Source organism: Streptomyces sp. NPDC006743 (genome assembly GCF_040703815.1).
Taxonomy (GTDB): Bacteria; Actinomycetota; Actinomycetes; order Streptomycetales; family Streptomycetaceae; genus Streptomyces.
This window is the reverse complement of sequence record NZ_JBEYJA010000028.1, coordinates 75,800-98,884: the sequence shown is the minus strand read 5'-3', so window position 1 is coordinate 98,884 and position 23,085 is coordinate 75,800. Positions and strand designations below refer to the sequence as shown.

20 protein-coding genes and 1 tRNA gene are annotated in these 23,085 nt (G+C 71.9%); 7 read left to right on the top strand and 14 right to left on the bottom strand.

From position 1 onward, the window contains the following. Positions 1–88: 88 nt before the first annotated feature. From ABZ719_RS22800 to ABZ719_RS22785, 4 genes are all read right to left on the bottom strand, one after another. Positions 89–1,000, bottom strand: a complete 912-nt coding sequence (locus ABZ719_RS22800; RefSeq protein ID WP_366727008.1) for a hypothetical protein — start codon at positions 998–1,000, stop codon at positions 89–91. A gap of 14 nt (positions 1,001–1,014) precedes the next feature. Further along, complete coding sequence (locus ABZ719_RS22795; protein ID WP_360530238.1) at positions 1,015–1,359, bottom strand: hypothetical protein; 345 nt, start codon at positions 1,357–1,359, stop codon at positions 1,015–1,017. 339 nt (positions 1,360–1,698) lie between these two features. Then, entirely contained in the window at positions 1,699–2,328 is a 630-nt protein-coding gene (locus tag ABZ719_RS22790) for a hypothetical protein (RefSeq protein WP_366727007.1), read from the bottom strand. Between the two features lie 64 nt (positions 2,329–2,392). Continuing rightward, positions 2,393–2,560 carry a helix-turn-helix domain-containing protein gene (locus tag ABZ719_RS22785; protein ID WP_360525709.1) on the bottom strand — a complete coding sequence of 56 codons (168 nt, stop codon included), beginning with the start codon at positions 2,558–2,560 and terminating at the stop codon, positions 2,393–2,395. Positions 2,561–2,709: 149 nt separating this feature from the next. Here ABZ719_RS22785 and ABZ719_RS22780 point away from each other — a divergent pair, with 149 nt between their 5' ends. Then, positions 2,710–3,276, top strand: a complete 567-nt coding sequence (locus ABZ719_RS22780; RefSeq protein ID WP_366727006.1) for a helix-turn-helix domain-containing protein — start codon at positions 2,710–2,712, stop codon at positions 3,274–3,276. Between the two features lie 4 nt (positions 3,277–3,280). Then, on the top strand, positions 3,281–4,552 hold the full coding sequence (locus ABZ719_RS22775; RefSeq protein WP_366727005.1) for a tyrosine-type recombinase/integrase: 1,272 nt from the start codon (positions 3,281–3,283) through the stop codon (positions 4,550–4,552). Between the two features lie 88 nt (positions 4,553–4,640). On the opposite strand, the gene ABZ719_RS22770 is transcribed toward ABZ719_RS22775, so the two are convergent. Further along, positions 4,641–4,728, bottom strand: a tRNA-Leu gene (locus ABZ719_RS22770). 316 nt (positions 4,729–5,044) lie between these two features. On the opposite strand from ABZ719_RS22770, the gene ABZ719_RS22765 reads away from it, so the two are divergent. From ABZ719_RS22765 to ABZ719_RS22745, 5 genes are all read left to right on the top strand, one after another. Continuing rightward, positions 5,045–6,754, top strand: a complete 1,710-nt coding sequence (locus ABZ719_RS22765; RefSeq protein ID WP_366727004.1) for a thiamine pyrophosphate-binding protein — start codon at positions 5,045–5,047, stop codon at positions 6,752–6,754. 11 nt (positions 6,755–6,765) lie between these two features. After that, positions 6,766–7,998 carry a formyl-CoA transferase gene (gene frc / locus ABZ719_RS22760; RefSeq protein WP_366727003.1) on the top strand — a complete coding sequence of 411 codons (1,233 nt, stop codon included), beginning with the start codon at positions 6,766–6,768 and terminating at the stop codon, positions 7,996–7,998. A 4-nt stretch (positions 7,999–8,002) separates the two neighbouring features. Beyond that, positions 8,003–10,138, top strand: coding sequence for an acetate--CoA ligase family protein (locus ABZ719_RS22755; protein ID WP_366727002.1), 2,136 nt, complete (start codon positions 8,003–8,005; stop codon positions 10,136–10,138). Positions 10,139–10,321: 183 nt separating this feature from the next. After that, on the top strand, positions 10,322–11,680 hold the full coding sequence (locus ABZ719_RS22750) for an MFS transporter (protein ID WP_366727001.1): 1,359 nt from the start codon (positions 10,322–10,324) through the stop codon (positions 11,678–11,680). Between the two features lies 1 nt (position 11,681). Next, positions 11,682–13,088: an OFA family MFS transporter gene (locus ABZ719_RS22745; RefSeq protein ID WP_366727000.1), complete on the top strand. Its 1,407-nt coding sequence runs from the start codon at positions 11,682–11,684 to the stop codon at positions 13,086–13,088. Between the two features lie 111 nt (positions 13,089–13,199). On the opposite strand, the gene ABZ719_RS22740 is transcribed toward ABZ719_RS22745, so the two are convergent. From ABZ719_RS22740 to ABZ719_RS22700, 9 genes are all read right to left on the bottom strand, one after another. Further along, positions 13,200–14,372, bottom strand: coding sequence for a sugar phosphate isomerase/epimerase family protein (locus ABZ719_RS22740; RefSeq protein ID WP_366726999.1), 1,173 nt, complete (start codon positions 14,370–14,372; stop codon positions 13,200–13,202). Next, positions 14,369–15,808 carry a nucleotide pyrophosphatase/phosphodiesterase family protein gene (locus ABZ719_RS22735; RefSeq protein ID WP_366726998.1) on the bottom strand — a complete coding sequence of 480 codons (1,440 nt, stop codon included), beginning with the start codon at positions 15,806–15,808 and terminating at the stop codon, positions 14,369–14,371. Before ABZ719_RS22735 ends, ABZ719_RS22740 begins: the two co-directional genes overlap by 4 nt. Beyond that, positions 15,805–16,974, bottom strand: a complete 1,170-nt coding sequence (eboE, locus tag ABZ719_RS22730) for a metabolite traffic protein EboE (RefSeq protein WP_366726997.1) — start codon at positions 16,972–16,974, stop codon at positions 15,805–15,807. The genes ABZ719_RS22735 and eboE overlap by 4 nt, the downstream gene beginning before the upstream one ends. Before the next feature lie 3 nt (positions 16,975–16,977). Next, entirely contained in the window at positions 16,978–17,826 is an 849-nt protein-coding gene (locus tag ABZ719_RS22725; RefSeq protein ID WP_366726996.1) for a TatD family hydrolase, read from the bottom strand. Then, positions 17,826–18,560 carry an EboA domain-containing protein gene (locus ABZ719_RS22720; RefSeq protein WP_366726995.1) on the bottom strand — a complete coding sequence of 245 codons (735 nt, stop codon included), beginning with the start codon at positions 18,558–18,560 and terminating at the stop codon, positions 17,826–17,828. The genes ABZ719_RS22725 and ABZ719_RS22720 overlap by 1 nt, the downstream gene beginning before the upstream one ends. Further along, on the bottom strand, positions 18,557–19,510 hold the full coding sequence (locus ABZ719_RS22715) for a sugar phosphate isomerase/epimerase family protein (RefSeq protein ID WP_366726994.1): 954 nt from the start codon (positions 19,508–19,510) through the stop codon (positions 18,557–18,559). The genes ABZ719_RS22720 and ABZ719_RS22715 overlap by 4 nt, the downstream gene beginning before the upstream one ends. Further along, positions 19,507–20,367, bottom strand: a complete 861-nt coding sequence (locus ABZ719_RS22710; protein WP_366727013.1) for an SCO3242 family prenyltransferase — start codon at positions 20,365–20,367, stop codon at positions 19,507–19,509. Before ABZ719_RS22710 ends, ABZ719_RS22715 begins: the two co-directional genes overlap by 4 nt. 95 nt (positions 20,368–20,462) lie before the next feature. Further along, complete coding sequence (locus ABZ719_RS22705; protein WP_366726993.1) at positions 20,463–21,605, bottom strand: inositol-3-phosphate synthase; 1,143 nt, start codon at positions 21,603–21,605, stop codon at positions 20,463–20,465. A 126-nt stretch (positions 21,606–21,731) separates the two neighbouring features. Continuing rightward, entirely contained in the window at positions 21,732–23,084 is a 1,353-nt protein-coding gene (locus ABZ719_RS22700; RefSeq protein ID WP_366726992.1) for a ThuA domain-containing protein, read from the bottom strand. Between the last annotated feature and the right edge of the window lies 1 nt (position 23,085).

Sequence of the window (23,085 nt, the reverse complement as noted above, 5' to 3'; positions counted from 1 at the left end):
CGCAGTCACCTCATAGACGGCTGCCTCACCGAGACCGGCCTGACCATCAGGCCCGCCTGAGCAACTCCACGACATCACGAGTTCAACCTCAGTAGGCAGTAGGCCACGTGACAGCGGCCTTGACGATTCCCTTGGTCGGCTTGGACTCATCAAAGGTGCTGTCGGACTTCTTCGTGTCCAGCTCCGGGTATCGCACGATCTTCCCTCCGTACAGATGCAGGGTGTCGATGTAGTCAGCCCGGTACTTCTCCGACTGTCCCTCGCGGAAGCCGGTGAACTGGCTTGCGTAGGTGGCGAACTCCGAGTGCCCCGCCACGATGTCCACGCCCGCAGGCATGGCCGTAGTCGTCAGGATGGTGAACCCCGCAAGGCGAGCAACGACGCCGTTGGCAGTCACGCCACCTTCGCCATACGCGGCAGCGTTAGCCACGGCGGGGTGCTCCACGAGGTACCGCTTCACGCGCGGCGAGACGACTACGTAACGGCCCGCCGGGATGTCGTTGTTGTCCAGGGCCAGCATCATGTCCAGGATCGCGCTGTAGAGGCTCTGGGGGATGCTGGCAGCGGTCGGGGTGATGGCCGGAAGCGCCGTCGCCCCGGTGGCGATGATGTTGCCCATGAAGGTGTCAGCCTCACGAGCCAGGGCCCGAATCATCTGCTGGTTTATGGGCGAATCAAGGCCACCGGCGAGCTGGACCCGTTCCGCATCTTCCACGAGAACTTGCAAATATTTCGCCTCAGTAATGGTCAGCGCCTGATCAACGGTTTCCGGCCGCTGTGCTGTCATTCCGTCAGCGATCGTGTAATCGCCCACGGTGGGCCGAAGAAGGCTGTTGATGTGGACTACATCGCCCTTCTGCCGAATCTCCCCTTCGTACTTGTTGTTGGACACGAACGGAGACGCCCATACGAGAAGTGGATCAAACTGCGTGAGAAGTTCCGCGTCCCAAATCTCAGGGATAAAAGTGGTGGTGCCAGGCTGCTGATAGGCAAGGTTCATAGAGGTACTCCTAGTTATCGCTTACGAACGTCGAGAGAAACGCGGCGGGGCTCAGGAAGAGGGCCGCCACCACGGTTTGGGCCGGAGCCGACAAGATGAGGGAACGCCGGGTCCTTGGGTTTGAAAGGCGCAAGGGCCTTGTCCATGGCCTCGGCTGAAGGCTTGCCGTCTTCACCAAGCAGCTTGGAACCATCCAGGTACTCGGTGAATCCATCCGGGAGAGTGATTCCGGCCTGGGCGGCGTAGCCCTTGAGTTCAGCCCGTGCCAGCTTCCCGGAATACTCCCGCTCGACCTCGGACCGGACGGAATCGGAAGGGTCGGCCGGCATGGCCTCGGAAACCGGTTCTGCGTCGCTCATGGCGACCTCCTAGAGAGCTAGTCAATGAAAAGAAGTAGATAGAAGGGCCGCCTAAGAGCGGCCCTATACCTCACAAGAGGACAACGTAAGAGAAGACACTGCCCCCCTTACCCCCCACTGTGAACGATGCAAGTAGGAAGCAAGGGGAGGAGTGTTTCTCTACGTTGTCCCTCTCACAGGGAGGTGTCCGCAGAGCCTCATAACGACTTAGGAACTGCCCGGCCCGTTGGCCGCGCCAGAGGCACACCGCCGAGTGTGCATGGCCCCAGAGGATCGCTCCTCCACTGTTCTGAATAAATGCGACACAGGAGAGGCCGCCCCGGAGCGGCCTCCCTCATGTCAGGTTGCAAGGGTGTTGATCCGACCCCAGACCTCCCGGTAACCCGATAGGTCTTGTTCTTTCAACCCTTCGAACTCGTAGACAAGGTTCCTGTTCCGCCCCACCTGGATTACCGCATACCTCAAACGGCGTGTACGGGCCTTAGCGGGCTTTTGGTGGGTCTCGCAGTACCTTCGCGGTCGCCCGCGCTTCCGCGGCGTCTGCGAGGCATACAAAGGCTCACGGCATCCAGGCCATTGGCAGGTTTCTGGAGGATGGTTCCGGCGCTCCACCGCGTAACCCGAACCGTGCCGTGCACCCGCCTCTTCTGTTGCTGAGTGAAGAGACAGCAGTTCGCCATAATGGTCCGGATCATCCGCGCCGGGGCGCTTTTGCATCACGGATTCCACCTCTCTGTGCTGTAGTTCCGGATCGAAGCTCGGAAGAGTCGCCGCGATGGGAGCCCAGCGCAGAGGAACCATCCCGGTATGCGCTGCCGCTATCCGTTCGAACTCTGTTTCCGCCCGCTCCGGCCAGAGGCTCGGCCATTCCTCGAATCTCTCTTCGCCAGCCGCCTCTAGCAGTGCGTCCGCACTCCGCTCCAGCTCGTCCTGTCCGGGTTCATCAAGAGGTGGAATCGTCTTGGTCATGTAGTCCTCTCAGCAAACAAAAAAGCCCCCGATCTGCCTCGGGGGCGTTCACAACCGCAGTTCTTCAGTTCTGGCTGTCCAGCCACTTTTCCAGGTCATCCGGTCGGCAGCGGAGGGACTGACCCACCTTGCGGAATGGGATCTGTTCAGCCTTCCAGTTCCCGTACACCCAGGAACGAGGCTTGTTCAGGTAGTCGGCGACATCGTCAACGGTCATCAGCCTGTGCTGCATATTCCTCCCTGGTCCGGAGCTGCGGCCGTTCCGCGCCCTCACTTTCAGTTTGGCCTACGCCGAACCAGTTGCGCTCAGTTCGGACTGGTGGCGATCCTCACATCTCCGAACCTGCTGCCACCAGTTCGGTTGCTGGTATGGTCGGTCTTGTGAACACACCACCACCACACGACACGGGCCCGGAGTGGCAGCGCGAAGGAGCAGAGATCGTCTGGCGTGAGGTCCACGGGCCTTGGCTGGTCGAAGCGCGCTGCCCCGTCGCTGCCCCCTTCACTGGGCCGTCCCAGTTGACGATCCGGCTCAACATCGGCGGACCGGACGAAGACAAGATCGTCCGGCTCATGGATCAGGCCCTGGAGACTGACGGCATCCCCGCCACCCTGCTGCGGCAGATCCCACTAGCAGAGATCAAGGCAGGTGCCCGCGCGGCGCTCGCCCGGCAGGAAGACAGGGCGATGAACGACGCCTACCCCGTCCCGGCACGGTGCCGGACGGAGGAGGACTACGCGCTGTTGGTCGCGGAGCTGGCCCGGATGCGCGCCACCGGTACGACCGCGCCCCAGCAAGAGCTGGCCGGCCGTCTGGGCATCGGCAAGGCCACCATGTCCGAGCGCATCAAACGATCTAAAGAACTCGGGCTGTGGGACGGACGGAAACTCACCGAAAAGGCGTCCGCGATTCTCACCCAGTGGCACCAGGGCCAGGAAGGAAACTGACACCTTGGCAAAGCGCGGTAACGGTCTCGGGGGGACTCCGGTGGAGATCCCGCGCAAGGGCAGACCGAACACCTGGGGTGTGCGCACCCCGCTCCACTTCAACAAGGCCACAGGCAAGAAAGAGCGCTACTGGATAGGACGCGAGTACAAGACCAAGACCGAGGCGGAGAAGGCACTCCGGCAGTGGCACACAGACCACGAAGCCGGGAAGATCGCCGCCCGCTCGGACATGAAACTGGGTGACTGGCTCGACAAGTGGCTGGCGAACCATCGGAAGGAGGGAACAACCGTGGCCGGGTACGAAACAAAGATCCGTCTGCACATCAAGCCGCACATCGGCAGTGTGAAGCTGTGCGAAGTCACCGATGAGACGCTTGATGATCTGTACCGGTTGCTGGAGACCGCGCCCTGTCCCACCAACAAGGGCAAGCCGCTAGGGGCGAAGAGTGTTCGGCACGTGCACAACATCCTGTCCGGCGCTCTCGGGGCCGCTGTGCCCAAGCTGATCCCTGCCAACCCGGCAGCAACGGCGCACCCGCCGACGTCCCGGCAGATACGGGCTCAGGAGCAGAAGTACCCGACCCTGGACGACGGCCAGACGGCCCGCTTCCTGGAAACCGTGTGGCAGCCGTGCGGCAACCGGGCCTGTGACATCGGCCTGACCCATCACTGTCTCCGGGATGCTCCGCTGTGGACCGTCTACGCCGCAACCGGCGTGCGGCGCAGTGAGGCTCTGGGGATGAAGTGGTCTCTGATCCACTGGGATGAGGGAGCCATCGAACTGGGCTGGGTCGTGGTCGAGGAGGGCAATACCTACCGCCTGCGGAAGCTGACCAAGGACGGCGACGACAACGCGGTGATCTACGTGGATCAGTCTGTGATCAACGTCCTGAAGTGGCAGAAACAGCGACAGGACGCCGAACGAGCCCGTCTCGGCTCCGCCTGGGTGGATCACGACCTGGTGTTCGCTCGGGACGGCTTCAAGCTCTACCGGGGCGAGGCAGGCGGCCCGCAGGACCCGGAGAAGGTCTCTGCTCGGTGGCGCACCCTGCGGAACCGTCTGCACCTGCCGGAGGACTTCCGTATCCACGACTGGCGGCACAGCAAGGTCACGAACGATCTGGAGGCCGGGGAGAACCCCGTAGAGGTCTCCGCCAACGTCCGGCACCACTCGCCGGGCTACACGATGGCCCGGTACGGCCACTCTCGTAAGGACGGAGCGCGCCGACTGGCCGCCTCCGGTGCGGGCCGACTCGGCCTGTCATCCCTGGTCTGACCTGGGAAGTCTCCAGGCTGTTGGTCACGTGGTTGGTCACGCCACAGCCAGAGAAACAGAAAAACCCCAGATGAACTGAGGTCTCTGCTGGTGTCCGAGGGGGGACTTGAACCCCCACGCCCGATAAAGGGCACTAGCACCTCAAGCTAGCGCGTCTGCCATTCCGCCACCCGGACCAGGTGTCTGCCGTTCGCGGGTGTTCCCCGCGGCGACATGGACAACCATACCAAGGTTTCGGAGTGCGTTTCACCTGCGTATTTCCCGCCCCCGCCGGAGGGCGCTTACCCGCCGGAGGGCGCCGCTGACCCCGGGCGCCTGCTCACGGCAGCAGGTGCTCCGGGAAGCCGCCCGGCCGGCTCCTGTCCGGAAAGTGCCGCACAGCCCTGGACACCAACCCCCGGATGCGGGATAACGAGGTTCATACAGTATTCGTCGACTGTATGCAATGTACGCGGATCGCTCCCACCCCCTACGAAGGGACAGGACTTCGCCATGCCCGACGACACCCAGGACGCGCGGCCCGCCCGGCCCGCCCAGGACGTGATCTCCGGCGGTCATCTCGTCGCCAAGGCGCTGAAGGCCGAGGGGGTCGAGCGCATCTACACGCTGTGCGGCGGCCACATCATCGACATCTACGACGGCTGCGTCGACGAGGGCATAGAGGTCGTCGACGTGCGCCACGAGCAGGTCGCCGCGCACGCCGCCGACGGCTACGCCCGCGTCACCGGCAGGCCCGGCTGCGCGGTGGTCACCGCCGGGCCCGGTACCACCGACGCCGTCACCGGGGTCGCCAACGCCTTCCGCGCGGAGTCCCCGATGCTCCTCATCGGCGGCCAGGGGGCGCACTCGCAGCACAAGATGGGGTCGCTGCAGGACCTGCCGCACGTCGACATGATGACGCCGATCACCAAGTTCGCCGCGACGGTGCCGGACACGGCGCGCGCCGCCGACATGGTCTCCATGGCGTTCCGCGAGTGCTTCCACGGGGCGCCCGGGCCCTCCTTCCTGGAGATACCGCGCGATGTGCTGGACGCCAAGGTGCCCCTCGCCGCGGCCCGGATCCCGGCCGCCGGCCGCTACCGCGCCTCCACCCGCACGGCCGGCGACCCGCAGGCGGTGGAGAAGCTGGCCGACCTCCTCGTCCACGCCGCGCGGCCGGCGATCCTGCTGGGCAGCCAGGTCTGGACGACCCGGGGCACCGACGCCGCCGTCGAACTCGTCCGCACCCTGAACCTGCCCGCGTACATGAACGGCGCCGGACGCGGCACCCTCCCGCCCGGCGACCCGCACCACTTCCAGCTCTCGCGCCGCTACGCCTTCGCCCACGCCGACGTCATCGTGATCGTCGGCACCCCCTTCGACTTCCGCATGGGCTACGGCAAGCGGCTCTCCCCCGACGCCACCGTCGTGCAGATCGACCTCGACTACCGCACCGTCGGCAAGAACCGCGACATCGACCTCGGCATCGTCGGGGACGCCGGGCTGGTGCTGAAGTCCGTCACCGAGGCCGCCTCCGGACGGCTCGACGCGGGTGCCGCCCAGCGCAAGGGGTGGCTCGACGACCTGCGCGCCGCCGAGCGGGCGGCCGTGGACAAGCGGCTGCCGCAGCTGCGCTCGGACGCCTCCCCCATCCATCCCTACCGGCTGGTCAGCGAGATCAACGACTTCCTCACCGAGGACTCCCTGTACATCGGCGACGGCGGCGACATCGTCACCTTCTCCGGGCAGGTCGTGCAGCCCAAGGCGCCCGGCCACTGGATGGACCCGGGGCCGCTCGGCACCCTCGGTGTCGGCATCCCCTTCGTGCTGGCCGCCAAGCAGGCCCGCCCCGACCAGGAGGTCGTCGCCCTCTTCGGCGACGGGGCGTTCTCGCTGACCGGCTGGGACTTCGAGACGCTGGTGCGTTACGACCTGCCGTTCGTCGGCATCATCGGCAACAACTCCTCGATGAACCAGATCCGTTACGGCCAGGCGGCCAAGTACGGCAAGGAGCGCGAGCGGGTCGGCAACACCCTCGGCGACGTCCGCTACGACGAGTTCGCCCGGATGCTGGGCGGCCACGGCGAGGAGGTCCGCGACCCCGCCGGCATCGCTCCGGCGCTGCGGCGCGCCCGCGAGTCCGGCAAGCCCTCGCTGATCAACGTCTGGGTCGACCCGGACGCCTACGCCCCCGGAACCATGAACCAGACGATGTACAAGTGAGGTGAACGCCCGTGAGCGCAAAGGCACTCGACGGCATCCGCGTCCTCGACATGACCCACGTCCAGTCCGGCCCCTCCGCGACCCAGCTGCTGGCCTGGCTCGGCGCGGACGTCATCAAGCTGGAGACGCCGGCCGGTGACATCACGCGCCGCCAGCTGCGTGACCTCCCGGACGTCGACTCCCTGTACTTCACGATGCTCAACTGCAACAAGCGGAGCATCACCCTCAACACCAAGACCGGGCGCGGCAAGGAGATCCTGACCGAGCTGATCCGCCGGTCCGACGTCATGGTGGAGAACTTCGGGCCCGGCGCCGTCGACCGGATGGGCTTCACCTGGGAGCGCGTCCAGGAGATCAACCCGCGGCTCGTGTACGCCTCCATCAAGGGGTTCGGGGAGGGCCCGTACACCGCATTCAAGGCGTACGAGGTCGTCGCCCAGGCCATGGGCGGCTCGATGGCCACCACGGGTTTCGAGGACGGACCGCCGACCGCGACCGGCGCGCAGATCGGCGACTCGGGAACCGGCGTCCACCTGGTCGCCGGGGTGCTCGCCGCGCTGTTCCAGCGGGAGCGCACCGGGCGCGGGCAGCGGGTGAACGTGGCCATGCAGCACGCGGTGCTCAACCTGTGCCGGGTGAAGCTGCGCGACCAGCAGCGCCTGGCCCACGGCCCGCTCGCCGAGTACCCGAACGACGACTTCGGTGACGAGGTCCCTCGCTCGGGCAACGCGTCCGGGGGCGGGCAGCCCGGCTGGGCGGTCAAGTGCGCGCCGGGCGGCCCGAACGACTACGTGTACGTGATCGTGCAGCCCGTCGGCTGGCGGCCGATCAGCGAGCTGATCGGCCGGCCCGAGCTGGCCGACGACCCCGACTGGGCCACACCGCAGGCCCGGCTGCCCCGGCTGGCCAAGATGTTCCAGCTGATCGAGGAGTGGTCCTCCGGCCTGCCCAAGTGGGAGGTGCTGGAGAGACTCAACGCGCACGGCATCCCCTGCGGGCCGATCCTGTCCACCAGGGAGATCATCGAGGACGAGTCCCTGGCCGCCAACGAGATGGTGGTCCTCGTCCCGCACCCCACCCGCGGCGAGTTCGTGACCGTGGGCAGTCCGCTCAAGCTGTCCGACTCCCCCGTCGAGGTGAGCAGTTCGCCCCTGCTGGGCGAGCACAACGAAGAGGTGTACGTGGGCGAGCTGGGCCTGGGCGGCGAGGAGCTGCGCCTGCTCAAGTCGGACGGGGTGATCTGAGGTGATGACCGAGGACCGGGTGCACAGGGTCCGCGCGCTGCTGGACGCGGTACGGGCCGAGGGGCGTACGGCCCTGACCGCGCCGGAGGGCAAGGTGCTCGCCGACGCGTACGGGATCGCCGTAGCGGGCGAGGTGCTGGCGCGGGACGTGGAGGAGGCCGTCGCCTCGGCGGCGCTCTTCGGCGGTCCGGTGGTGATGAAGATCGTCTCGCCGGACGTCCTGCACAAGACCGAGGCCGGCGGGGTCGTCGTCGGGGTCGAGGGAGCGGCGGACGTCCGGGCCGCGTTCCACCGGATCGTGGCCGGTGCGCGCGCCTACGCCCCCGGGGCCCGGATCGAGGGGGTGCAGGTGCAGGAGCTGCTGCCCCGGGGGCAGGAGGTCATCGTCGGCGCGGTCACCGACCCGACCTTCGGCAAGGTCGTGGCCTTCGGTCTGGGCGGGGTGCTCGTCGAGGTGCTGAAGGACGTGACGTTCCGGCTGGCGCCCGTCCGCGCCGAGGAGGCGCTGTCCATGCTGGACTCGATCCGGGCGGCCGAGGTGCTGCGCGGGGTGCGCGGACAGCCGGGCGTGGACCGGTGGGCCCTCGCCGAGCAGATCCGGCGGGTGTCCGAACTGGTCGCCGACTTCCCGGAGATCGCCGAGGTGGACCTCAACCCGGTGATGGCGACCGAGGACAGCGCGGTCGCCGCGGACGTCCGGGTGATCCTCGCCGAACGGCAGCCGCCGGCGCGCAGGACGTACACGCGCGAGGAGATCCTCGGCTCCATGCGGCGGCTGATGCAGCCGTCCTCGGTGGCCGTGATCGGCGCGTCCGGGACCCCGGGCAAGATCGGCAACTCGGTGATGCGCAACCTCGTCGACGGCGGTTTCCCCGGGGAGATCCATCCGGTGAACCCGCGGGCCGACGACATCCTGGGCCGCAAGGCGTACAAGAGTGTCACGGACGTTCCCGGTGAGGTGGACGTGGCGGTCTTCGCCGTCCCCGCCCGGTCCGTGGCCGCCGCGCTGGAGGAGGTGGGACGCAAGGGGATCCCCAACGCCGTCCTCATCCCGTCCGGGTTCGCGGAGACGGGCGAGCACGCGCTCCAGGCGGAGCTCGTGGCGATCGCCGAGCGGTACGGCGTACGGCTGCTCGGACCGAACATCTACGGCTACTACTCGACCTGGCAGGACCTGTGCGCGACGTTCTGCACGCCGTACGACGTGAAGGGGGGTGTCGCGCTGACCTCGCAGTCCGGTGGGATCGGCATGGCGATCCTGGGCTTCGCACGGACCACGAGGACGGGTGTGTCGGCGATCGTGGGCCTCGGCAACAAGTCGGACCTGGACGAGGACGACCTGCTGACCTGGTTCGGCGAGGATCCGCACACCCGGTGCATCGCGATGCACCTGGAAGATCTCAAGGACGGGCGGGCCTTCGTGGCGGCGGCCCGGGCGACGGTGCCGAAGAAGCCGGTGGTGGTCCTCAAGGCGGGCCGTACGGCGGCGGGGGCGCGGGCCGCGGGCTCGCACACCGGTGCCCTCGCGGGCGACGACGCCGTCTACGACGACATCCTGCGGCAGGCGGGCGTCATCCGGGCACCGGGCCTGAACGACATGCTGGAGTACGCGCGCGCTCTGCCGGTGCTGCCCGCGCCGAAGGGCGACAACGTCGTCGTCATCACCGGGGCCGGCGGCAGCGGGGTGCTGCTGTCCGACGCGGTCACCGACAACGGCCTGTCGCTGATGGAGATCCCGCCGGACCTGGACGAGGCGTTCCGGCGCTTCATCCCGCCGTTCGGGGCCTCGGGCAACCCGGTGGACATCACCGGGGGCGAGCCGCCCTCGACGTACGAGGCGACGATCCGGCTGGGGCTGCAGCACCCGCGCGTCCACGCGCTCGTCCTCGGTTACTGGCACACCATCGTCACTCCTCCGATGGTGTTCGCCGAGCTGACCGCGCGGGTGGTGGCCGAGTTCCGCGCACGCGGGGTGGAGAAGCCGGTGGTGGCCTCCCTCGCCGGTGACGTCGAGGTGGAGGAGGCCTGCCAGTACCTCTTCGAGCGGGGGGTGGTGGCCTACCCGTACACGACGGAGAAGCCGGTGGCGGTGCTCGGCGCGAAGTACCGGTGGGCGCGGGCGGCGGGGCTGCTGCCGTGACGCCGGCACGCCCCGGGCCTGCCGGGGCGCGGACCTCCGGGGCCGCGGGGAGGCGGTTCATGAGGTGAACGACCTGGGGGGCGGCCGGCGGTGCGCGCCGGCCGCGCCCGGGACGCGTGCGCACGCAAGGCATCGGACAGGGGCGTCTGCCAGAACCTTCGACGCGAGGGGTGCTGCCGCGAGATGGAAACCACCGATCCACCCGCCGCTGTGCTGTGCAGGGAGGTGAGGGGCCGCGGGGGCCGCGTCCACCGGGTCGGCGAGAGCGACACCGGTCTGCCGGGCCACGGCCGGATCCGGGTGGCCGTCCTGCCCTGGCCGGGCGTGGCGGGCATCGGGTGCGCCGTGTTCGCGTGCGTCGCGACGCGGGACGGTCCGCGCACCGCCCGCCTGGGGGGCGTGCCGGGCCTCTTCTGGACGGCGGACCTGTGGGTGCCCGCCCAGGCGGCCGTGGTGTTGTCGGCCGGACGGCTGCGCGCGAGCGGCCGGCTCTCCGCCCGCGCGGCGACGACGGGCGGGGCGGCCGGGACGCTGCCGGGCTGCCTCGCCCTGGCCCCCGCGCCGGGCACCGCCGCGGCGTCCGTCCTGTTCGGCGTGGTCGCGGGCGGCGGCGCCGGTCTCGTGCACGGGACGTGTCCGACGCCGCCGGGCCGCTGGTACCCGGAGCGGCGGGGCGCCGCTGCGGCCTGCACGGCGAGCGGTCCGGCCCGCGGGGCGGTGCCGCTGCTCCTGGGGGCCGGCCGGGCCGGGCAGCGGAGCCTGCTCGCCGTGACCGGCGCGGCGGTCCGGGCGGCGCGGACGGCGGCCGGCCGGTTCTTCCGCGACCCGCCGCGGAACCGGTGGCCGGCGCACGCAGGGCCGCTCACGGTGCCGGCCGGCCGCGCGGCCCGGCGCAGGCACGGGAAGAACCCGCCCGCCCCGCGGCGGACGGGTCCGGCGAGGGCGGTACGCACCCCCGCGCTGTGGCTGATGGCGCTGTGCCTGCTGGGCACGGCCGGCGTCACGGTCCTCGACGTCCTCCTCGTGCCCTCCCGCGGACGCGCGCCGGGGCTCGGCCCGGCAGCGATGGGCCGGGCGGCCGTGGCAGGGGGCGCCGGGGCGGCTGCCGTAGGGGCGGTGTCGGACCTCGTGGAGCGGCGGTCCGCCCTCGCCGTGGCCCTGCCGGCGCCGGCCGCCGCGCAGCCGGGGGTGCCGGCCGCGCGGGCGGCGGGCTCCGCGCCGCTCCTCCTCGGCCGCGTCGCCGCCGCCGCACTCGCCGGCGGTGCGGTGCTCCCCCTGGTGGTGGCGTCGGCGGCGGACCACTTCGGCGAGCACCACGGCCCGAGCACCTGCGCGCTGCTCGCCGGGGCGTGGCTGCCGCCGGTCCTCGCCGGCACCGGCACCACGGCGGCCGCGGCCCGCCCTGCGCGCGGTGCGTTCGCGCCGGCGGGCTGCACCGCGCTCGCCTGCGCCGCCGCCGCGCTCTTCCTCGAGTCCCCGGGCCTTCCCACGGTCCGGCGCATCGTCCCCGATCCCCACCCCCTCGGCGAGGAGATGGCCTGAGATGACGGCTGATCCCATGGCAGCAAGGAACACACCGGCCGGAGCCGGCACGGCGAAGGGCGCCTACCGCGAAGTCACCGGCCCCGGGGGCCGGGTCTACCGCGTGGGTGAGACCGACCGGGACATACTCGGTCACTCGCGCAAGTTCATGGTGTACCTCCCGTGGGTCTCCATGATGGCCATCAGCGTCTCGGAGTACGCCTACGGCTCGGCGGAGGACACCCTGTCCGAGGCGCACGGCTGGACGCAGAGCAACACCTTCTGGATCCTCAGCGTCTGGGTGTTCTTCCAGGCGGGCATCGCCTTCCCGGCGGGCTGGCTGCGCGAGCGCGGCCTGCTCACCGCCCGCCGGGCCATGTACATCGGTGCGGGCATGTGTCTGCTGGGCTTCCTGGCCCTGTCCCACCTGGACCACGTGCTGCTCGCCGTCCTGGGGTTCGGTGTGGTGGGCGGTGCCGGGTCCGGGCTGATCTACGCCACCTGCATCAACATGGTCGGCAAGTGGTTCCCGGAGCGGCGCGGCGCGAGGACCGGTTTCGTCAACGGCGGCTTCGCCTACGGCTCGCTGCCTTTCATCTTCATCTTCAACTACGCCTTCGACACCGGGAACTACAACGAGGTGCTCGACCTGATCGGGGTGTACGTGCTGATCGTGGTGGCGGTCTGCGCGTTCTTCTTCAAGGACCCGCCGAAGAACTGGTGGCCTGCGGACATCGACCCGCTGTCCTTCGCGGGGAACGGCAAGAGCGCGGCCAGTCTGGCCAAGAACCCTCCGGCGGTACGGCAGTTCACCCCGAAGGAGGCCGTCAGGACCGGCATGCTGCCGCTGATGTGGATCACCGTGGTGATGACGGCCGGGGTGTCGATCTTCGGTATCTCCTTCCAGGTCGACTTCGCCAAGGAGATCGGCTTCGGGCCGCTGGTCGCGGCGTCCTCGATGGGGGTGATGGCGGTGATCAACGGGGTCGGCCGCGCGGTGGTGGGGTGGCTGTCGGACCTGTGGGGCCGCAAGACGACGCTGGTGTTCGTCATCGTCCTGCTGGGCCTCGCGCAGTTCGGTGTGATCTGGGCCGGTGACACGAAGAACGAGTGGCTGTTCCTGTTCTTCGCCTTCCTCTCCGGTTTCGGCGGCGGCGCCTTCTACCCGATGTTCGCCGCGCTGACCCCGGACTACTTCGGCGAGAACTACAACGCCACCAACTACGGGCTGGTGTACAGCGGCAAGCTGGTCAGCGGCCTGTTCGGCGGTGGCCTCGGCTCGATGGTGGTGGGCGCCTGGGGTTACGACGGGGCCTACGCGCTGGCCGGAGGCGTGTCGATGGTCGCCGCGGCGCTCGCGCTGCTGCTGCGCCGGCCGGGGCGGGGCGACGGGTGTCCGGTGGCGGCCGGGCCGGGCACCGCGTCCTGACGGCGTCGCCGGGGATGCGGAGGCGGGACCCGTCCCGTGCCCGGGCGAGGGTCCCGCCTCCCGCCGTACCCTGCCGCCGGTGCGCCGTCGGACGGCGGTGCGGCGGCCGGGCTACCTGCGGCGCAGGGCGGCCAGGTTCTCGTAGCCGATCCGCGCGTGGGTCAGTGACTGGGCCGGGTCGGTGGCGCTGGGCGCGTTGTCCTGCTCGACCATGGGGTGGTGCTGGTTGCGGTGGCCCACGCGGGAGAAGAACGTCGTGTAGTCGATGACGCCGGTGCCGAACGGGACCATGGCGTAGCCCTGCCCGCTGGTGGTGTCGACGACGCCGTCCTTGGCGTGGAACAGCGGGTAGCGCTTGTCGTGGCGGGTGACCAGGCCGGCCGGGTCGAAGACGTTCTGCCGGGTGGAGCCGTCGTGGGCGGTGTACGTGCGGAACTTGTACTGGGCCACGTGCGCCCAGAAGATGTCCATCTCCAGCCAGACCAGCTTCGGGTCGGTGACGGACAGGAAGTACTCCAGCTTGCGGACGCCGGAGGAGCGGGTGGGCCGGCCCTGGGCGTCGAGCGGTCCGCCGTCGAGCAGGAAGCCGTAGGCGGCGTCGTGGTTGTGGGTGTACAGCTTGATCCCGGCCCGGCGGGCGGTCTCGCCCAGGGCGTGCCACTTGTCGGCGGCCACGTCCCAGTCGGCCTTGTAGGAGCTGCTGGTCGGGTCGCCGCCGGTGCCCATGTGGTCCATGCCGAGGATGTTCGCGATCTCCAGGTGCTTCTCGAAGGTGTCCAGGTCCGCGGGGGTGAGCGGCCAGGAACCCGGGATGAAGCCGTGGTTGCCCTGGGCGCGCAGCCCGTACTCGTCGAGCCAGCGGCGCAGCAGCCGGGCGCCCGCAGGGGTCTCCAGGTTCGCGCCGCCGGGCGCGTTGGGGTGCTGGCCGTAGCCGGCGAACTCGACCTGCCGGTAGCCGAAGCGGGCCAGCTGTGCGAAGACGGCGCGGAATCCGGAGGGCAGGCTGGTGGAGAGCGGGTCGCGGCCGGTGGCGTCGCGGACGGTGTAGAGGATGATGCCGCGCTTGTCGGCGGGGACCAGGGCGTGGCCCGTGCCCCGGTCGTGTCCGGGGGCCAGGCCGGCGCCCGGTGCGGCCGCCTGGACGGGGGCGGCCCCGAGGACCGGTGCGGCGAGCGCGCCGGCCGCCACGGCGGTGCAGGTGCTCAGGAAGCCGCGGCGGCCGATGCCGAGGCTGCGGCGCAGCCGCTCGTCGGTGCCGGGGCCGGTGGGCTGGGTGTCGTTCACGCGTGCCTCTTTCCGGGCTGGTGGGCGGTGGTGCCGGACGGGCCGGGGGTACGGAGTCCGGCGAGGTCGAGCAGGAGTGACTTCACGTCGGTGGCCGCGAGGCGGCCGCCGACGGCGCGGGGGGTGGAGCAGATGAGGAGCGGACCTTCGTCGTCGCTCGCGGGGAGGCGGCCGTGGCTGCCGCGGACCGGGGAGGCGTCGAGGGGGACGACCGCCATGCGGTAGCGCAGGCCGAGTTTCTTGCGGGCCAGGGCGGTGGCCGCCCTGACCTTGACGTACGGGTCGTGCGGGTCCATGAACAGCTCGGCCGGGTCGTAGCCGGGTTTGCGGTGGATCTCGACGAGACGGGCGAAGTCGGGGGCGCGGTCGTCGTCGAGCCAGTAGTAGTACGTGAACCAGGCGTCGGGTGCGGCGACGGCGACGAGTTCGCCGGAGCGCGGGTGGTCGAGGTGGTGGGCCTTCTTTCCCTCGTCGTCCAGGAGGAGGCCGAGGCCGGGCAGGCCGTCGAGCGCCGCGCGGGCGGCCGCGAGGTCCTCGGGGCGGCGCACGTAGACGTGGGCGATCTGGTGGTCGGCGACGGCGAAGGCGCGCGACGCCGTCGGGTCGAGGTACTCCATGCCGTCCTGGGTGTGCACCTCCAGCAGTCCGGCGCGGCGCAGGGCCCGGTTGATGTGGACGGGCCGGTCGGCGCGGGTGATGCCGTACTCGGACAGCGCGACGACGGTACGGCCCTCGGCGCGGGCGTCGGCGAGGAGAGGGGCCAGGGCGGCGTCGAGGTCGGCGGCGGCCTTCAGGGAGCGCGGGTCGTCGGGGCCGTGGCGCTGGAGGTCGTAGTCGAGGTGCGGGAGGTAGCTGAGGGTGAGGTCGGGGCGGCGGGTGCGGTTGATGTGGCGGGTGGCGTCGATGATCCACCGGCTGGAGACGAGGTCGGCGCCCGGCCCCCAGAAGTGGAACAGCGGGAAGGTGCCGAGGCGTTCGGTGAGTTCGTCGTGCAGGGCGGGCGGCCGGGTGTAGCAGTCGGGTTCCTTGCGGCCGTCGGCGTGGTAGACGGGGCGCGGGGTGACGGTGAAGTCGGTGTCGGCGCCCATGGCGTACCACCAGCAGATGTTGGCGACGGTGTAGCCGGGGTGCGCGCGGCGGGCGGCGTCCCACAGCTTGTCGCCGGAGACCAGGCCGTTGTGCTGGCGCCACAGCAGGACGTCGCCGAGTTCGCGGAAGTACCAGCCGTTGCCGACGATGCCGTGTTCGGCGGGTGTCGTGCCGGTCAGGAAGGTGGACTGGGCGGTGCAGGTGACGGCGGGCAGGACGGTGCCGAGCGGGGCGTGGGAGCCGGAGTCGGCCAGGGCCCGCAGGTGGGGCATGTGGGCGAGCAGGCGCGGGGTGAGTCCGACGACGTCCAGGACGAGCAGCGGGGTGGGTCCTGCGGGGCGGGTCATGGCAGTTCCTTCAGGCCGAGGTCGGTCAGCAGGTCGCGGGCCAGGGCGAGTTCGGCGGCGATGCCGTCGGCGAGCTGGGCGCGGCCGCGGGGCCGCAGTGCGGCGGGCAGGGCCTGCCAGGTGTAGGTCTCGACCTCCAGGTGGCGGGTGAGCGGGTGCGGGCCGCCGGCCAGCCGGGTCAGGGCGCTCTTCAGGACGGGGAGGGTGGAGGTGAGGGGTGCGGCGGGGGCGGCGTGCAGGGGGACGTGGAAGTGGGAGCGCCAGGGCACCGCGTCGGGGAGGGCGCCGGTGTGCAGGGCTTCACCGAGGTCGTCGGTGCCGAGCGGGCCGTCCTCGGTGAGGGCGCGGGTCTGGTGCAGGAAGCGGGGCTCGGCGAAGGCGGCGAGGGCCGCGCGCACCTCGGGGCGGTGCGGCTGTTCGGCGTGCAGGGCGGCGGACAGCTGGGACTTGACGACGGGCACGCCGGCCCCGGTGAGGGCGTCGAGGGCGGTGTGCGGGTCCTCGAAGGAGGTGGCGAGGTGGCAGGTGTCGACGCAGATGCCGATGCGGTGGTGGCCGATCGCGGTGAGCGGGGCGATGGCGTCGCGGGTGGTCTCGACGACGCAGCCGGGTTCGGGTTCCAGGCCGATGCGCAGCGAGCGCCCGGTGAGGTCCTGGAGGGCGTCGAGGCGGTCGGCGAGGGTGCGCAGGGCGGTGCGGGCGCGGGCGGCGCGTGCCTCGTCGTGGGCGGTGCGCCAGGCGAGCGGCAGGGTGGAGATGGTGCCCTCGGTGACGTCGTCGGGCAGCAGGCCCGCGAGGACGCGGGCGAGGGCGGTGGTGTGGTCGAGGCGTTCGGGGTCGGCCCAGTCGGGCCGGTACACGCGGTACTTGACCTGCCGGGCGCCGAAGCCCTCGTAGGGGAAGCCGTTGAGGGTGACGACCTCCAGGCCGCGCCGGTCGAGTTCGGTGCGCAGGCCGCGCAGCGCGGACGGGTCGGTGACGAGGGTGCGGGCGGCGTCGCGGGCGAGCCAGAGGCCGATGCCGAGCCGGTCGCGGCCCAGGCGGCGGCGGACGGGCTCGCAGTGGTCGCGGAGCTGGGCGAGGACGCCGTCGAGGGTGTCGGCGGGGTGGACGTTGGTGCAGTAGGCGAGGTGGACGGTGGAGCCGTCGGGGTGCCGGAACCGCATGGCTCACTCCCCGCCGCGCAGCACGGAGTTGCCCTCGTGGGTGGCGCCGGGTTCGGTGACGTCGAGGGCGAGGCGTCCGCTGAGGCCGTAGAAGGCGACCGGGTTGCGCCACAGCACCCGGTCGACGTCGTCCTCGGTGAAGCCTTCGGCGAGCATCAGGTCGGCGACCCTGCGGGTCTTGAGCGGGTCGCTGCGGCCCCAGTCGGCGGCCGAGTTGACCAGGACCTTCTCGGGGCCGTACTCCCGCAGCAGGGCGACCATGCGGGTCTCGTCCATCTTGGTGTCGGGGTAGACGGAGAAGCCGAGCCAGCAGCCGCTGTCCTTGGCCTCCTTGACGGTGGTCTCGTTGAGGTGGTCGACCAGGACGTGGTCGGCGGGCAGCGCGGACTCGGCGACGGCGTCCAGGGTGCGGCGCAGTCCGGCGAGCTTGTCGCGGTGCGGGGTGTGGACGAGCGCGGGCAGGCCGTGGTCGGCGGCGAGCTGGAGCTGGGCGGCGAGGGCGGTGTCCTCGGCGGGGGTCATGGAGTCGTAGCCGATCTCGCCGACGGCGACGACGCGGTCCTTGACGAGGTAGCGGGGCAGTTCGCCGAGGACCGGGAGGCAGCGGGGGTCGTTGGCCTCCTTGGGGTTCAGGGCGATCGTGCAGTGGTGGGCGATGCCGTACTGGGCGGCGCGGAAGGGTTCCCAGCCGAGGAGGGAGTCGAAGTAGTCGTAGAAGGAGGCGGGCGAGGTGCGGGGCTGGCCGAGCCAGAAGGCGGGTTCGACGACGGCGCGGACTCCGGCGGCGTGCAGTGCCTCGTAGTCGTCGGTGGTCCGGGACGTCATGTGGATGTGGGGGTCGAGGATGCGCATCAGGACTCCTTGCCGTGGGGGGCGTCCGGGGCCGGGCGCGGGACGTCGTCGGGCGTGGCGGGGCCGGGGGGTGCGGTGCCCGGTCCGGTCAGGGCCAGGACGCGGTGCAGGTCCTCGGGGACGGCGCGGCCGGCTGCGGTGCGTTCGGCCGCGTGGTCGCCGAGCATGCGGGCGAGTTCGGCGTCGCCGCGGGCACGCCGGGCGAGGCCGCTGACGTGGGCCACGGGCACCCCGGTGAACAGGCATTTCAGGACGGCGTGCCGCCAGGCGTGCGGACCCAGGTGCCGGGCGGCGTACGGGCCGACGGCGGCGGCGAGCAGGCGGGTGTCGTTGGTGCGCAGCGCGTCCTCGACGAGGGGCAGGGCGTCGGGGCCGGGCACCAGGTGGTCCAGGGCGTGCAGCACGGCGCGGCGCTCGTCGGCGGTGCCCTGGCGGTAGACGCGGGTCAGGGCGTGCGGGTCGGCGCGGGCGGCGCGCAGGATGAGGACCCGGGCGGCGTCAGCGTGGGCCGGTCCGCAGCGGCGGCTCGCCTCGGCCAGGCGCAGTTCCCACACGGAGATCGGTCCGTGACCGCCGGGGTGGGCGGCGGCCTCGTCGAGCGCCTGGTCGAGCCAGGCGCGGGCGGCACCGGTCAGCGCGGCGGGAAGGTCCTTCGGATCCGCGGCGGGAAGGGTGTGCGGGTCGGCGGAGGCGGCGCCTGCCAGGGTGCCGGGGGCGGGGTGCGGTCGGGTCATCGGGGGCTCCCTTCAGGGGCGGCGGGTGCGCGCCGGGAGACAGGCGCGGGGGCGTGCCCTTGCGCGTGGGCGGCGGCGCGGCGCAGGAACGGCAGGGAGTGTCCGGCGTGGTGCGGGCCGGCGTGCGAGTGGCGGGGCAGTTCCACGACGGTCAGGCCCGTGTAGCCGGTGGCGGCCAGGGCCGCGAGGACGGGCGGGAAGTCGATCTCGCCGTCCCCGAGAGGCAGGTGCTCGTGGACGCCGCGGCGCATGTCCTCGATCTGGACGTGCCGCAGCCAGGGGGCGGCGGCCCGTACGCACTCGGCCGGCGGGAGCGGTTCGAGGCACTGGCAGTGGCCGATGTCGAGGGTGAGACCGAGGTGGCCGGGGTCTCCGAGGATGCGGCGCAGCCGGTGGAAGCCGGCGAGGGTGGCCAGGAGGTGACCGGGTTCGGGTTCGACGGCGAGCGGGACGCCGGCCGCGCCGGCGGCGTCCAGGACGGGGGCCAGCGCCTCGGCCAGCCGCTTCCAGGCCGTGTCCTCGTCGGTGCCGGGCGGGAGGGGGCCGCTGAAGCAGTGCACGGCGTGGGCGCCGAGGCTGGCGGCGACGCGCACGGCCCGCAGCAGCAGGTCCACGCGCCGGGCGCGGTCGTCCGGGTCGGCGTCCAGCAGCGAGGGGCCGTGCTTGCGGCGCGGGTCGAGCACGTAGCGGGCGCCCGTCTCCACCGTGACCCGCAGGCCGAGGGTGTCCAGCCGGTGCGCGGCCTTGCGGGTGCGGGCGGCGAGGTGCGGGGCGAGCGGGTCGAGGTGCATGTGGTCGAGGGTCAGCCCGACGCCGTCGTATCCGAGGTCGGCCAGGAGGGCGAGGGCGTCGTCGAGGCGGAGGTCGGTCAGGCCGTTGGTGCCGTAGCCGAAACGGAGGTCCCCCGGGGCCGTGGGGCGGGGCGTGGAGGAGGTCGTGGGCCGGGTCATGTGACGCTCACCTTCCTCGCGAAGCGGCGGGCGAGCGGGGCCAGGGCGGCCGTGAACAGGGCGGTGGCCGGGGCGCCCGCGCGGGCGGTCAGCGCCGACTGGAGCGGGATCGTGGCGCGGACGCCGCTGCCGACGGCGCGTTGCAGCAGGGGCGGTGAGGGGTTGAGGGCGGCGTGGAGGCAGGGGCGCAGGGAGGCGGCGGCGTAGGCGGCGGTGGCGCAGGTGGCGGCCAGCCGGGCGGCCACGGGACGGGCCGGGGCCGTGGGGGGCGGGGGGCCGGGCGGGCGGTGCAGGAGGGCGGTCAGTGCGGTGGTGGTGGCCAGCGCCGCCAGCGGGACGGCCGGTGCGCCGCCGGTGGTCTCGCGGCGGGACACCGCGGTGACCGCGAGGGTGTGGGTGGCGAGCAGGGCGGCCGGCCGGAGGGCCGGGCGGGTGCGGCCGGTGGTGGCCGCGGCGCCCAGGAGCAGGTCGAGTCCGCGGGCGGCGGCCATCGCGAGCGGCCCGGCCGGGGTGCGCTTGAGGCCCAGGTCGTACGCCCAGACGGTGGCCGCGAGCGGTGCGGCGACCGCGAGCGCGGGGCGTCCCGCGCCGGCCGCCGCGGCCAGGCCCGCCGCGGTGAGGGCGCAGGCCGCGGCGAGCGCCGCCGGGGGGCCGATGCGACCGGAGGGCAGCGGGCGGTGCGGGCGTTCCCTGGCGTCCTCGGCGCGGTCGGCCCAGTCGTTGAGGGCCATCCCTGCCTCGTACAGGCACAGCGAGGAGCCGACCGCGAGGAGGGTGCGGGGGCCGGCCCGCCCGGCGGCGGCCGCGCCCGCCAGGGCGTCACCGGGAACGGTGAGGACGGCGGGCAGCCGCAGCAGTTCGGCCCAGGCCCGCCCCCGCCCGGCACGCCGCGCACCGCCACCGCCCGGCGCGTGGCTCCCTTCGGCGGCACCGGCCGCGGCCCGCCCGGCGTTCACGGGTGTTCCTCCGGCCGCGCGGCCGGCGTTCGCAGGTTCCCGGCGAGGCGGGCCAGGCCGGCGTACTGCTCGGTCAGGCCCGCCGGGCCGTCGCCCAGGGGGTCCTTGAAGTAGAAGCCGAGTTCGCGCAGCGGGCCGGACAGGCCCGCCTCGTGGGCGCGGGCGACGATGCGGGCGAGGTCCAGGACCAGGGGGGCGGCCAGGGCGGAGTCGCAGCCCTGCCAGATGGTCTGGAGCACCATGCGGGTGCCGAGGAAGCCGTCGAAGGCGATGTGGTCCCAGGCGGTCTTCCAGTCGCCGAGCGCGGGGACGTCGTCGATGTGGACCTCGCCCTGCGGGGTGTGGCCGAGGGTGTCGGCCAGGACGCGTTCCTTGCCGGCGTTCTTGGCCGCGGCGGCGGCCGGGTCGGCCAGGGCGGCGCCGTCGCCGCCGCCCAGCAGGTTCGTGCCCGACCAGGCCCGCACGGCCAGCGAGCGCTGCGCGAACATCGGGCCGAGCACGGCGCGCAGCAGGGTCTGGCCGGTCTTGCCGTCGCGGCCCGCGTACGGCAGGCCGCTCGCCCGTGCGGGTCCGGCCAGCGCGGGGTGGTGCAGACCGGTGGACGGGGTGAAGTTGACGTAGGGGCAGCCCGCGCGCAGGGCCGCCGCCGCGTACAGGGAACTCGGCGGCAGGGCCGTGCCGGTGGGCGGCGGTTCGGTGGAGGCCACGTTCACCACCACCGCGCGGGCCGCACCGGTGCGCCGTACGAAGTCCTCGATGTCGGCGGCGAAGGCGGCGGTCAGCTCCTCCTCGTCGCGCAGGTCGCCGGGAAGCGGTCCGCCGGTTCTGATCTCCCGGTCGGCGGCGGCGAGTTCGGCCGTCACCGCCGTGGTGACGCCGTACGGCAGGACCCCGGCGGCGGTCAGTGCCTCGGCGCGTTTGGGCAGCGGGCAGTCCGTGGTGTCGTGACCGCCGAAGACCAGCGAGGACAGAGGCGGCAGGCCGGTGCCGGTGAAGAGCGGGGTCTCGGTGAGCAGGCCTGTCGGCGGGTGCAGCCGGGCGGCGAGGGCGGCGCAGCCCGCGACGACGGTCGTGGCGACGGAGCCGCGCGCCCCGATCAGCCAGACGCCGACGGGACGGTCGGGGAAGAACGCGGACATGGACAGCCTCCTGTCGCGGGACGCCGGAAGAGACGGCTTTGGAGGGGGTGACGGCAGACGGTGACGAGGGCTGGTGACCGGGGGGTGACGGCGGGCGGGGGTCCGGCGTCCCCCGCCCGCCGCCGTTCAGTGGTCCCGCGAGGTGTGCGTCGCGGGCAGTTCCCTGATCCGGATGTTCCGGAAGGACACCTGGTCGTCGGGTCCGTGGTTCTGGATGCCGATGTGTCCGCCGGTCAGGCTCCGGGCCGGGTCGGTGTTGGTGAAATCGGTGATCTCGACGCCGTTGAGGAACACCCGCAGGTGTTCGCCCTCGACGCGGATCTCGTAGGTGTTCCACTCCCCCGGCGGGTTCAGCGCGCGGTCGCGCCGGGCCAGGTCCGCGGACTGGAACCCGTAGACGGACCCGGTGGTCTTCTCGGGCACGTCGGTGGCGTCGATCTGGATCTCGTACCCCTTGTCCACCGCCGACCAGGGGTCGTCCGAGGCCGGGAAGCCGACGAACACACCGGAGTTGTCGTCGCCGGCCACCCTCCAGTCCAGCTTCAGCGAGTACGAGGAGAAGCCGGAGGCCGCGTACCAGAGCAGGCCCATGCCTCCGGCCGACGTCAGCGTGCCGTCGTCGTCCAGGGCGAAGGTCCCCGGGCCCGCCTGCCGCCACGCGCCGAGGGAGGCGGCCGTGCCGTCGAAGAGCGGACGGTAGCCGTTCTCCGGGCGGCAGTCCGCCCTGGCGTCGCCGGTGGCGTACCGGATCCCGCCGAGCAGGTGGGCGCGGAAGGCGGGGTCGGCGTAGGACTCCTCGGTGTGGCCGCCGCCGGTGTAGAAGGCGCGCCCGCCCCGGTAGGTCTGGCACCAGGCGATCGGGTGGTCGCCGTTCATGGTGGCGCCGGTGTACGACGACTCGTCCAGGGAGGCCAGGACGTGCACCTTCTCGCGCGGGTCGGTGCGGTAGTCGTACCACTCGTCGGTGCGGTTCCAGACCGGGGACAGGTGCGAGGTCGCCGGGTGGGCGCGGTCCTCGACGGTCACCCGGGCCGGCTGGATCGCCGGATGGGAGCGGAACCGGGCGCCGACGAGGCCGCCGTAGAACGCCCAGTCGTACTCGGTGTCGGCGGCGGCGTGGATGCCGACGTAGCCGCCGCCCTGGCGGATGTATCCCTCGAAGGCCTTCTGCTGCCGTGCGTCGAGCACGTCCCCGGTGGTCGACAGGAACACCACCGCCCGGTAGCGGCGCAGATCGGCCGGGGTGAAGGCCCCCGCGTCCTCGGTGGCGTCGACGGCGAAGCCGCGCTGTGCCGCCAGGTCCCGGACGGCCTCGACGCCCTCGGGGATGGAGTCGTGACGGAAACCGGCGGTCCTGGAGAAGACCAGGATGCGTGCGCCGTCGTCGCCGGGGTGCGCGGAGGCGGGGGCGGACAGGGAGCCGAGCAGCAGGGCCGTGCCCGTGACGGCCGTCGCGAGGCGGCCGGTGGAGCGTTTCATG

What these genes read in the sequence shown, in the direction of transcription:
- ABZ719_RS22705 (WP_366726993.1), bottom strand. Translation starts at nt 21,605, where the DNA reads ATGTCCGCGTTCTTCCCCGACCGTCCCGTCGGCGTCTGGCTGATCGGG.
- ABZ719_RS22755 (WP_366727002.1), top strand. Translation starts at nt 8,003, where the DNA reads ATGACCGAGGACCGGGTGCACAGGGTCCGCGCGCTGCTGGACGCGGTA.
- ABZ719_RS22715 (WP_366726994.1), bottom strand. Translation starts at nt 19,510, where the DNA reads ATGACCCGGCCCACGACCTCCTCCACGCCCCGCCCCACGGCCCCGGGG.
- ABZ719_RS22750 (WP_366727001.1), top strand. Translation starts at nt 10,322, where the DNA reads ATGGAAACCACCGATCCACCCGCCGCTGTGCTGTGCAGGGAGGTGAGG.
- ABZ719_RS22765 (WP_366727004.1), top strand. Translation starts at nt 5,045, where the DNA reads ATGCCCGACGACACCCAGGACGCGCGGCCCGCCCGGCCCGCCCAGGAC.
- ABZ719_RS22790 (WP_366727007.1), bottom strand. Translation starts at nt 2,328, where the DNA reads ATGACCAAGACGATTCCACCTCTTGATGAACCCGGACAGGACGAGCTG.
- ABZ719_RS22785 (WP_360525709.1), bottom strand. Translation starts at nt 2,560, where the DNA reads ATGCAGCACAGGCTGATGACCGTTGACGATGTCGCCGACTACCTGAAC.
- ABZ719_RS22800 (WP_366727008.1), bottom strand. Translation starts at nt 1,000, where the DNA reads ATGAACCTTGCCTATCAGCAGCCTGGCACCACCACTTTTATCCCTGAG.
- ABZ719_RS22795 (WP_360530238.1), bottom strand. Translation starts at nt 1,359, where the DNA reads ATGAGCGACGCAGAACCGGTTTCCGAGGCCATGCCGGCCGACCCTTCC.
- ABZ719_RS22720 (WP_366726995.1), bottom strand. Translation starts at nt 18,560, where the DNA reads ATGACCCGACCGCACCCCGCCCCCGGCACCCTGGCAGGCGCCGCCTCC.
- eboE (WP_366726997.1), bottom strand. Translation starts at nt 16,974, where the DNA reads ATGCGGTTCCGGCACCCCGACGGCTCCACCGTCCACCTCGCCTACTGC.
- ABZ719_RS22745 (WP_366727000.1), top strand. Translation starts at nt 11,682, where the DNA reads ATGACGGCTGATCCCATGGCAGCAAGGAACACACCGGCCGGAGCCGGC.
- ABZ719_RS22700 (WP_366726992.1), bottom strand. Translation starts at nt 23,084, where the DNA reads ATGAAACGCTCCACCGGCCGCCTCGCGACGGCCGTCACGGGCACGGCC.
- ABZ719_RS22735 (WP_366726998.1), bottom strand. Translation starts at nt 15,808, where the DNA reads ATGACCCGCCCCGCAGGACCCACCCCGCTGCTCGTCCTGGACGTCGTC.
- ABZ719_RS22725 (WP_366726996.1), bottom strand. Translation starts at nt 17,826, where the DNA reads ATGCGCATCCTCGACCCCCACATCCACATGACGTCCCGGACCACCGAC.